Below are 11,064 nucleotides of genomic sequence, written 5' to 3'. Positions count from 1 at the left end.
TTAATCTGTCCGGAACAAATGTACCTATAATTGGTGTCAACCTAAAGGAGGTATTTTTTGCAAAAAGGTGGAAAAAAACTTCAAATATCCAAATTATCCGAAAAATTACCCCTAGAACGCAAAAAAAGCACACCTAATTAATTAACACAATATTAATATTTGCGGAACATTAACAATAAGTATCTGTATTAAGGAAAATATGAACCAAAGAAGAAATTTTATTAAAAAGACCGCCATTACGGGAGCTGGTATAGCCCTAGTGCCCAATCTAACTTTAGGAAATGGTTTTGTAAAGGACTCCCAAAAAATAAGAGTGGGTGTCATTGGTGTTGGACTAAGGGGCACCAATCATTTGGATAACCTTCTAAAGAGAACGGATGTTTTGGTCACGGCCATTTGTGACATAGACAAGAACCGTATTGATATTGCACAGGATCATATTGTAAAAGCTGGACAAAAGAAGGCCAAAGCCTTTGGAAAAAATGAGCACGATTATAAAAACCTGCTGGCATTGGCAGACATAGATGCCGTGGTTATTGCCACTCCGTGGTTATGGCATACCAAGATGGCGGTAGACTCTATGAAAGCAGGTAAATATACCGGCCTTGAAGTATCGGCTGCCAATACCCTAGAGGAATGTTGGGATTTGGTAAATACCCATGAGGAAACCGGTTCCCATCTCATGATATTGGAAAATGTGAACTACAGACGAGATGTGCTTGCCGTATTGAATATGGTTAAACAGAATGTTTTTGGTGAACTATTGCATTTCAGATGTGGATATCAGCACGATCTGCGCGGGGTAAAATTCAATGACGGTAAAACTGCCTATGGTAAGGGCGCCGAATTTGGTGCCAAGGGAATTTCCGAATCGGCTTGGAGAACACAGCATTCCCTATTGAGAAACGCTGATGTATATCCAACGCATGGTCTTGGGCCCATAGCTGTCATGGCTGATATAAACAGGGGCAATAGATTTTTATCGCTTACCTCACATGCCACCAAAGGAGTTGGTCTGCATAAATATATTGTGGATACCGCTGGTAAAAACCACCCCAATGCCCAATTAAAATTTAAACAAGGGGATATCATTACCTCCACTATAGAAACTTCCAATGGCGAGACCATTATAGTTACGCATAACGTTAATAACCCCCACCCCTACTCCCTAGGGTTTAAAGTACAAGGGGCTCAAGGTCTTACAGACTTTGACTACCACACCCAACGAATCCATATTGAAGGCACCACTGAAGGACATGGTTGGGAAAATATGGATTCCTGGTTCGAAAAATATGATCACCCACTGTGGAAAAGATTCGGAAGCAGTGCCACCGAAGCTGGTCATGGAGGCATAGATTTTTATGTAATGAACGCCTTTATTGAATCGGCCAAAGAAAATATTGCTCCCCCGATGGATGCGTATGATGCCGCCGCATGGAGTGCAGTTACGCCTCTTTCCGAACTATCCATAGAAAATAATGGGGAACCACAGGATTTCCCTGATTTCACCCGAGGTACTTGGATAAAGAGAAAACCATATAACTGGATAAAGGATACATATTAAGTTGAAGATATAGCATTACCTATAGAGTTGTTTGAGTTAGTTGTTTTTCAAAACCCATTTCATGAAAATGGAATGGGTTTAAAAAGTAACAACATTACATAAAAACTAAAACCCAAATAGCATATGAACAGAAGCCAATAAAAATTAGCTCGACAAGAATTTTTCAATTTTTAACATCAACCGATTATTAATTTAAACTAGATCAATGAAAAAACCATTTTTTTATTTACTAATTCTAATTTTGAGTGTAGGCCATTTTGCCCAGGCTCAGAATAAAACGGTACAAGGAACCGTTTTCGATGACAATGGAGTTCCATTACCGGGAGCTTCTGTCGTAGTTAAAGGAACCTCTACCGGAACTCAATCCGACTTTGACGGAAATTTTTATATAGACGTACAAGGTCCACAATCCATACTAACAATTTCCTATCTGGGCTTTAAGCCACAGGAGATTCTTGTAGGGAACCAAACACAGCTGAGCATTTCCTAGGCTCCGGATGCCACACAATTGGACGATGTAGTTTTGATTGGTTACCAAAAAGTATTTAAAAGGGATGTTACCAGTGCTGTTTCCAGTATTAAGAGCGATGATATTGAAGGGATTCCAGTATTGGACGTATCAGGATTGATCGCTACCCAGGCTACTGGTATCCAGAGTGTGAATATGACGGGGGCCCCAGCAGGTAGGGGTGCGTTGATCATCCGTGGTAATACAAGTATAGGCGGGGATATTGACGCCGATTTAGCCTACAGCAGCCCATTATATGTAATTGATGGGGTTCAGACCAGTCTTGAGGATTTGGCCGGTTACGGTGTCTCAAACGTTGACTTTTTGGCCTCACTTAACCCCAACGATATAGCCAGTATAGACGTACTTAAAGATGCTTCTGCTGCTGCCATTTACGGATCCAGGGGAGCCAATGGGGTTATCATCATTGAAACTAAAAAAGGGGTTGCCCTGGACAAACCGGAATTTTCGTTTTCCACCAGTTTAGGTTTACAGCCCAAACCCAACTTGGTACCAATGTTGGTTGGAGGTGCTGAACGCCAAGCCAAAATGGGGATGATCCAAAGATGGTGGCATACGGACGAATTGCAATCCGGACAAACACCAATGGTATTGACCGATAGTATAAACCCTGCCTTTAATAATAATGTAGATTATCAAGGTCTTTTTTACAAAACCGGTATTGATCAGCAGTACGATTTTAGTGTCCGTGGTGGTAGTGAAAAAACCAACTATAGGGTTTCCTTAGGTTATGATAACCAGGAAGGTGTTATAAAGGGTACCGGGGTAGACAGGGTTACCTTTTCCTCCAACCTTAATTTTAAGGCAGGGGAAAAATTTCGCAACCAATTAATTACTAGGTTTACCCATACCGATCTACAAACTGGACAAGGAAACCCTTACCAAGGAAGTTTTAACCTTAACTCTTCCTTACCGGTGGATCCGGCCGGACTTCAATCTTCCCTATTTTATATTACGGACGAAAGAAAACAGTCCTTAAGTGGGGAGCTGGAAGGCAAGTTGAACGAGGATAGGACCGTAAACTTTACCATCTCCAACTTTGCTACGTTTGATCTTCTACCAAGTTTAAGCCTAAATTCACAACTAAGCTTTGTTTATGACAGCAATAAAAAGAACTTTTATGAGCCGTCTACCATACGAACAGAAGGAGATGGCTTTGCTAGTTACGCTTTGTACAACAGAAAAAACTTGACCGCAGAAACCTATTTGAGCCTATTTAAGAACATTGGCGCCAATAACGATCATGAAGTTACGGGAGTATTGGGAAATAGGGTAGATTATAACAAATACGAAGACATGGCCATGACCGCCTTTGGTTTTGGTAGTGATGCCATTCAAACAATTAACAACAGGTACACCCAAGACCAAATAAGTGGATATACCGATATTAGTGCCAATGCCTTGGTATCCTACTTTGGGCGTGTGAGTTATAAGTACAAAAATCGCTATATGGTTGGTGGAAACTTTAGTATAGACGGTTCCTCCAGGTTTGGTAAGGATGTACGTTGGGCGAAGTTCCCTTCCCTTAATGCAGGTTGGGTCATATCGGATGAACCCTTCCTTAAACCCCATATTTCCAGTTTTATAGATTATTTAAAGATTAGGGGTAGTTGGGGTATCAACGGGAAACAATTCCCAGAAAATTACCTGAGATTTGGAAAATACAATTTAGGTTATGGAGGAAACCCATATTGGGCAAACCAGATGAATGTTTCCAGTTATGGGGGTGTAACCGGGGTTATTCCCAATTATGACCAAATTGGAAATGCATCCCTTTCTTGGGAAGAAACCGAACAATGGAATGTTGGGTTCGACCTGGATATGTTCAATAGAAGGGTAAGTTTGGCATTTGATGCCTATAACAAGAGTACGGACAAGTTATTTTTTGACGTAGCTTTCCCTGCTTATTCGGGTTATAATTCCGCTCCTACAAACGTAGCCGGGGTCTTAAACTACGGTTGGGAATCCATGCTACGGTACCATGTTTTCCCTAGGGAGAACGATCTTCGAATGGAATTGTCCGTTGGTTTTGCTCAAAACAAAAACTACGTTTCTAAATTGCCCAATGGCAACCAGGATTATATAGGAGGTGATTATGGATATGTTGTTGGGCGTCCGCTTAACCTGTACAAGATGTTCATTAACGATTATATCATTGATGATTTGGATCAATTGCCTGTAAATCCATTTACTGGAGAACCTTTGCAAGGAAAATCCGCTTGGGCCAGCATCCGCCCCGGTTTTCCGATTTGGCAGGATCTTAACGGGGATTACTTACTTAATGAGGAACACGATCTAAAATTAACTACAGACTACTCTCCTATTCCCGATATTACCGGTTCCTTCAATATAAACCTGCAGTACAAAAAATGGTACTTCCAGGCCTATAGCCAATTCTCCTTTGGTGCCGATATTAAGAATACCGTATTAAACAGTTATATGGATAGTTACGATAGAGGTGGTGACGATTGGGCAAGAAGAGGACTTGCCGACCTGAGTGAATATACATTCTGGCAACAGCCTGGTGACGGTGCTGCCGGTGTAGACTTTCCTGCAATGTACCCACAGAGTCCAACACTTGGAGCATTTTACGGTTTCCGAGGCAATCAGACCCTATGGATAGAAAGTGGGGATTATTGGAAAGTTAACAATGCTTCCATTGGGTACACTTTTGACCAAAACGATAACTTTATGAAAAACATTGGTCTATCCCGTTTAAGAATCTACGGAGCAATGTTAAATCCATACCAATGGCAGAGATCCAAGAAGGTGGTAGATGCCTCCATGGTAGATGCCAAAGGACATACATATGGAAATGGATATCCACAAGCAAGGACAATTACCATTGGAATTGATACAAAATTTTAAATTATAAACGATGAAACAGATAAAAAGTTTTAAAATATATATCGTGGTCCTGTGCCTCCTGGGTTCAGCTAGTTGTTCAGATTTGTTGGACCAAGAGCCAATAAGCATTACCCATCCCGATGTCTTTTGGGATAGTCAGGCCAACGCCGAACAAGCCGTTGCCGGTGCCTACAGCCTTTTTAAAGAGGCTATCATGACACAATCCAACTTTCTATATTGGGGTGAATGGACAGGAATGACCTTTATGAACAGTCGCAACTGGATCGTGAACTATATTGAAGGTAGTGGCAATTATGTTTTGGCTTATAGGGATGCTTCCATGAACTGGAAAAACTTCTACAGAGCTGCCAACTGGGCCTATACTATTGAACAATATATAGAGGACATGCCTGTGGATATGTTCGATTCCCAGACCGAAAAAGATCGCCTTTTAGGAGAGGCTGCCTTTATTAGATCACTGACCTATTTTTATATGGCCCGAATCTGGGGTGATGTACCTATCGTAGAACAATCCATAGAAAGTTCGGACCAGCTTATTTCTGAAGACGGATACATTGTAGAAAATGCGAGGGTTGATGAATTGCAGGTATTGGATTACGCGTTGGAAGCCGCTAATAAATCCATTGGACTATTGCAGTATTCCACTCCAGGAGCTTCCAATTGGGCCATAACGGCCAATAAGGCAAGTGCAGAAGCTTTAAAGGCCCATATTAGCCTTTGGTATGCCGGTAGGGATAATGACAACCCAGAAATGATTCAGCAGGCCATTGACGCAACCACCTCTGTTATCAATAATAGTGGTGCCAGTTTAATCGATTATGTGAACGAAGGAAAAGAGGGGTTTGATGAAATGTGTATTGGACAGTCCAAAACTGGCCTTTTCGAAATTAATATCAGCGCGGATATGAACGAATCCTTTAGGTTGCTTCAATATGATGATAACCATACAGGACTTACATTAAATTACCCTGTTTGGCAAAGTGTCAATACCGGAATAAGTCCATATATGGATCCAGATTTCTATGGTAATGAGATGATGGCCACGGATGCCGATAGGGCTAACGATGTGCGTAAGGATCTTTTCTTTTATGAATATGGGACCAATGCAGACTACTCCTACCTTCAAAAATATTCGCATTCCACTCAAGATGAAGCTTCCGAAGATGCCTATGCCCAATTTTCTGAATCCAATATCTTAATATTCAGGTTGGCAGATATGTATTTATTAAGAGCAGAGGCCAATGCCCGTAAGGAGCTATCGGGTCCCGCTATTTCCGATTTAAATGAGATTAGAAGCAAAGCCAATGTTCCAGATTATACAGGAGGAACAGATCGCGAATCCTTAATGAAGGCCATATTTGATGAGCGGGCCATTGAATTTGTTGGTGAAGCCCAATCTGGTTATGATAGAATACGTATGGATTATTACGATGGAGTGCCATGGGTAAACCAAGCAAGAAATGCCAAAAAGGGATATTTCTGGCCTGTCCTTCCTTCAGTTATATCGAGGAATCCTTCAATTCTACAAACAGAATACTGGAGAGGTAAATTGTAGACTAATTTTAGAACTAAAGAAAACAATCACGATGAAAAAAATAATAATCATACTAACAGCCGTAGTAGTCCTTTATTCCTGTGACAAGGATGGAAACTACCTTGTAGATGGAGGTATTAGTAGTCCAGAGGTGGGAACAACCACCATGGAATTCTTTAAGTCCCACAGTCAGTTGGACACTTTGGCCCTATTAATTGAAAAAGCGGGAATGGCCGATTTGGTGAACGGAAACAACACCATCTTTGCACCCAATAATCTTTCCATTAAGAATTATGTGAACGCTGTACTGGCAGATATGAGGGAAGTAGATCCACAAGCCCAGTTTACCTTAAACGATATTCCTTTGGATACCCTTACCAAATATATGGGAGGTTATATTTTTTCTGGCAAAATAAGAAGGGAAAACATGACCAAGGAACAAGGAAAAATCTATACCGCTGTAAATGGTGAAGAAAAAAGAATTTCCTTGGAACCAACAGATATATATAACGATGAGTTGGATTCCAAACCCGAATTTGTGTACTTCACCTATAAACAAGGTGATGACTGGGACGAATGGGATAATATAGATGATGATGATAAGGTGGTTGTAAAAACCTCCAATTTAATCTCTACCAATGGAGTTATTCATGTCCTACAGGGAAACCATACTTTGTTCAATTTCGAAAGGGACTAATAAAAATCATAAAAATAAAAAGATGAAAAATATAATTTATTCCATACTGATCATTATCGTAATGGTTGCATCTTGTCAACCACCTGAAGTGGGTTACCTCAGTGACAATATCCATGCTTTGGAAGACACCATTGCCGTTCCACGCGGAGTGTTTAAGGTGGGGGCTGCACCAGCCATAGAGGGATCAACCTACCCTTTAAAATGGGAAATAACGAGTATCACAGATGCCCAAGGTAATCCTACAAACGATTTGTACGACGAATACGAGCTATTAACTTGGAAATCCGCCTTCAATGCCGAAACCGATACCACCTTGGCACTAGTGGAAGAAAAGTTGGAATTGGGGGATTTCCCCACCATCATGATCAATGAAGTAAGTGGACAATTGGCCTTTACCCAGGCTAGTAAGTTTGTAACCAACAATAACATATTCAAGATAAACGTTAAAGCAACCAATGTAAGGGGCGAGCGTCAATTGGATGACTTTGTGATAGTGAAATTGGATGATTTTCAACCAGTTGAATTCCCTACAGAAATGCGTTCTAGGCTGCAATTGGGTAAAGGTGACGGAGCTTATGACATTGCCTATACCTCTACCATTATGAACGATTTTGATGAAGGTGTTCCCAGTGTTTTAGATGGTACCCACCCTTATATCACAGTAACCAAGATAAGTGAAGAACCATCCTTGGGCGTAAAGGTTAAAATGATCATTGCGGACAGTTATGATAAACCATTAAACCCTGAAAAGGTTGTTTTTTATCCATCCGGGTCAACTTTCTTACAAAACTATCATGACAATTCAGTAGATACGGAAGTTGATGCAACTGGATCCACATTCTCGCTACCAGCACCACCGTTTCCGCAATACGGAAGAACCTATGCTACTGGGACCAATTCTTATTTAATGTACTACCTCACCACAGATGATGCCTTTACAGTGGACACCGAAGCCTTTGAAGCGGATAACGGCCCAAAGGACTGGACACCATACCTAGATCCAGATACTGGTGAAATTAGAAATAGGGCTTATATACGCTGGGGAATTAAAATAAATGATTCAGGTACCTGGGAGATAAAAATGAAAATCCCTTATACCAAGGTAAAGGAATAATATAAACTAGCTTAGTACACCTTATAAATGGTTTGTTTTGGCGCAACTTTGGTTCCCATTTCAAACCATTTTTTTATTTATTTTTAGCCATAATGACAACAATTATAATACTTTACACAACTTGAAGTCAACCTGCATGAATAGAAGAAAATATATCAAAACCATTGCCCTAGGAACCCTATTGCCCAGCTTTTCAGCTTCGGCATTCCCTTTAGGATTAGTAAGCCAAAACAAAGCCCTTGAAACAATACAATTTAAAAGTAATTGGCATAACTGGCCAGATATGAAATGGGTCGGACCCGAATATTGGGGAAACCGTTTACAGGATTGGCGACTAAAAAATGGAAGGGTCGTTTGCAACATTAGTGCTAAAAGCAGAAACCTACAGCTACTTACTGTTCAAAAAACGGAATACATGTCGCCATTAAGGGTAAGCGTGGATATAAACGTATTGAATAAAAATATTTCACCAGCCGATGAAGGTTGCTTGGGGATAAGACTTGGATGTAAAGGTCCCTTTGAGGATTACAGGTCTGCTGCCGTTTTTGGCAAGGGGCTCGATATAGGACTGAAGCCGAGTGGTAAGCTACAGGTTGGAGATATAAGCTTTGAAACCAAGCTTACACAAATTCCAAATGACTACCAATTAATTACAGAGCTTGTCCCAAATAAAAGCGAATACCTGTTAAAGGTTTTAATTCTGGACCCCACAAACGATCAACTGATTCATACCCAAGAAAATATAAGTGTTGAAAGCGGTAGTGTTGAAGGCAATTTTGCCCTGCTTGCCGATCTAAACATCGCCAAGAGCCATACATCCAAAGCTTCAGCCACGTTTTCCAATTGGAATATATCCGCAGACAACCTTATTTCAAACAAGGATCAATTATACGGCCCTATTTGTTTTGCCCAATATACCCTTCACGAAAAAAAATTGAAACTGACTGCACAATTGGCCCCCATTGAAGAGATTGAGAATCATACCGTTATTTTGCAATTCCAAGAGCAAGGAATTTGGAAAACCAGAAAAAATGCCAAATTGGAGCATATTGGCAGGGCAGTGAACTTTGTAATTGAAGATTGGAACACCAGCACGGAAATACCGTATCGAATATTGGTAGAAATTCCTTTAAAAAATGAAACCCACCAGTACACCTTTGACGGAACCATAGCCCAAGAACCAATGGCCAAGGATGCAGTTTCTGCAGCTGTTTTTAGCTGTAATTTCCACTATGGTTTTCCTGATAACGACGTTCAAGAAAATGTATCCAAATTAAATCCTGATATGGTTCTTTTCCTAGGTGACCAATTTTACGAGGGTACCGGTGGATATGGAGCAGAACGCAGTGGTAACCTAGACAATCTGTGTCTGGATTACCTGCGAAAATGGATGATGTTCGGATGGTCTTACCGAGAACTGTTCAGGCACAAACCCTGCGCCATTATCCCTGATGATCATGATGTATATCACGGCAATGTATGGGGCGAGAGTGGTAAAAAAGCCGATACCAGTAAAGGACATGGCATGCTGGCACAGGATTCGGGCGGATATAAAATGCCTGCGGAATGGATCAACATGGTACAATTTACACAAACAAGTCATTTACCGGATCCCTATGACCCTACCCCCGTACAGCAGAATATCGGTGTTTATTATACAACTTGGAACTACGGCGGACTAAGTTTTGCCATCTTGGAGGATCGAAAATTTAAATCGGCGCCCAAGCATGTTTTGCCCCAGGAAGCCCAAGTTAGAAATGGCTGGATACAGAATAGGGAATTTGATATAAAAAAACATCGCGATTTGGAAGCCGTACTTCTGGGAAAGAGGCAGCATGATTTTATAGATCATTGGACCCGGGATTGGAGCAATGGAGTAGAAATGAAAGTGGTACTCTCCCAAACCAATTTTGCCACCGTGGCCACCTTACCAAAAACAGCCTTAAATGATGACGTGGTTCCCTCCTTGCCTATTCCCCAAAAAGGGGAATACGTATTGGGCGATGTACCTACCGTGGACATGGATTCCAATGGTTGGCCTGCCAACGAAAGGGATAAGGCCGTAAAGGCCGTACGAAAATGTTTTGCCTTTCATATTGCCGGAGATCAACATTTGGGAAGTTTTATACAATATGGCACAGATGAGCATGGCGACAGTGGATATGCCTTTGCCGGCCCGGCCCTGAACAATATTTGGCCAAGAAGGTTTTGGCCCGAAGTGAATGCCAAGGACCACACCTATGAAAAACCAGCTTATGTAGGTAATCATGAAGACGGATTTGGGAATAAAATTTCTGTCCATGCCGTAGGTAACCCTTTCAATACCGGGATTGAACCGGCCATTGTTCACAATAGGGCCACAGGCTATGGTCTGGTAACCTTTAATAAAAAAGAAAGAACCATAACCACAGCCTGTTGGCCTAGATATGCCAACCCCTTGAGCAATAAAAATGAACAATTCCCAGGATGGCCGATTACAATAAAACAAGAGGACAATTATGGCAAAAAAGCTAAAGCTTGGCTGCCAACGATAATGGTTCATAATACAAATAAACCAGTGATTCTGGTTTTCGACAAAAGGGATCAACTGGTTTATTCAATCCGTATGGCAACAAACACATTTACTCCCAAAGTCTTCGAGGAAGGAAAATATACCATCGTAATACTAGATGTTGAAAAGAATAGAAAAAAGACACTAAAAAATATTAGGGCCAAAACAGCCAACAAGCGTATATTGGAGATTAGCCTTGTTTAATTT

The 11,064-nt window shown here is 41.1% G+C and carries 6 protein-coding genes and 1 pseudogene; all 7 read left to right on the top strand.

Translation table 11 applies throughout. From position 1 onward, the window contains the following. The first annotated feature begins 199 nt into the window (after positions 1-199). The 7 genes and pseudogenes from C7972_RS14070 (at position 200) to C7972_RS14040 (ending at position 11,061) form a co-directional block, all read left to right on the top strand. Positions 200-1,564 carry a Gfo/Idh/MocA family protein gene (locus tag C7972_RS14070; protein ID WP_110356816.1) on the top strand — a complete coding sequence of 455 codons (1,365 nt, stop codon included), beginning with the start codon at positions 200-202 and terminating at the stop codon, positions 1,562-1,564. Positions 1,565-1,769: 205 nt separating this feature from the next. Beyond that, positions 1,770-2,054 (top strand): carboxypeptidase-like regulatory domain-containing protein, encoded by a 285-nt coding sequence (locus C7972_RS14065; RefSeq protein WP_110356815.1) that lies wholly within the window; start codon positions 1,770-1,772, stop codon positions 2,052-2,054. Between the two features lie 15 nt (positions 2,055-2,069). After that, positions 2,070-4,961, top strand: a pseudogene (locus tag C7972_RS14060) (SusC/RagA family TonB-linked outer membrane protein); the annotation flags it as partial. A 10-nt stretch (positions 4,962-4,971) separates the two neighbouring features. Beyond that, positions 4,972-6,516: a RagB/SusD family nutrient uptake outer membrane protein gene (locus C7972_RS14055; protein ID WP_110356813.1), complete on the top strand. Its 1,545-nt coding sequence runs from the start codon at positions 4,972-4,974 to the stop codon at positions 6,514-6,516. A 31-nt stretch (positions 6,517-6,547) separates the two neighbouring features. Further along, positions 6,548-7,192, top strand: a complete 645-nt coding sequence (locus C7972_RS14050) for a fasciclin domain-containing protein (RefSeq protein WP_181422895.1) — start codon at positions 6,548-6,550, stop codon at positions 7,190-7,192. A 22-nt stretch (positions 7,193-7,214) separates the two neighbouring features. Next, on the top strand, positions 7,215-8,306 hold the full coding sequence (locus C7972_RS14045; protein ID WP_181422894.1) for a DUF5007 domain-containing protein: 1,092 nt from the start codon (positions 7,215-7,217) through the stop codon (positions 8,304-8,306). 136 nt (positions 8,307-8,442) lie between these two features. After that, complete coding sequence (locus tag C7972_RS14040) at positions 8,443-11,061, top strand: alkaline phosphatase D family protein (protein ID WP_110356810.1); 2,619 nt, start codon at positions 8,443-8,445, stop codon at positions 11,059-11,061. Positions 11,062-11,064 lie beyond the last annotated feature (3 nt).

The organism is Arenibacter sp. ARW7G5Y1 (assembly GCF_003201775.1).
In the GTDB taxonomy this organism is placed as follows: Bacteria; Bacteroidota; Bacteroidia; order Flavobacteriales; family Flavobacteriaceae; genus Arenibacter.
The sequence above is the reverse complement of the archived record's forward strand: the minus strand, read 5'-3'. Positions and strand labels throughout refer to the sequence as shown.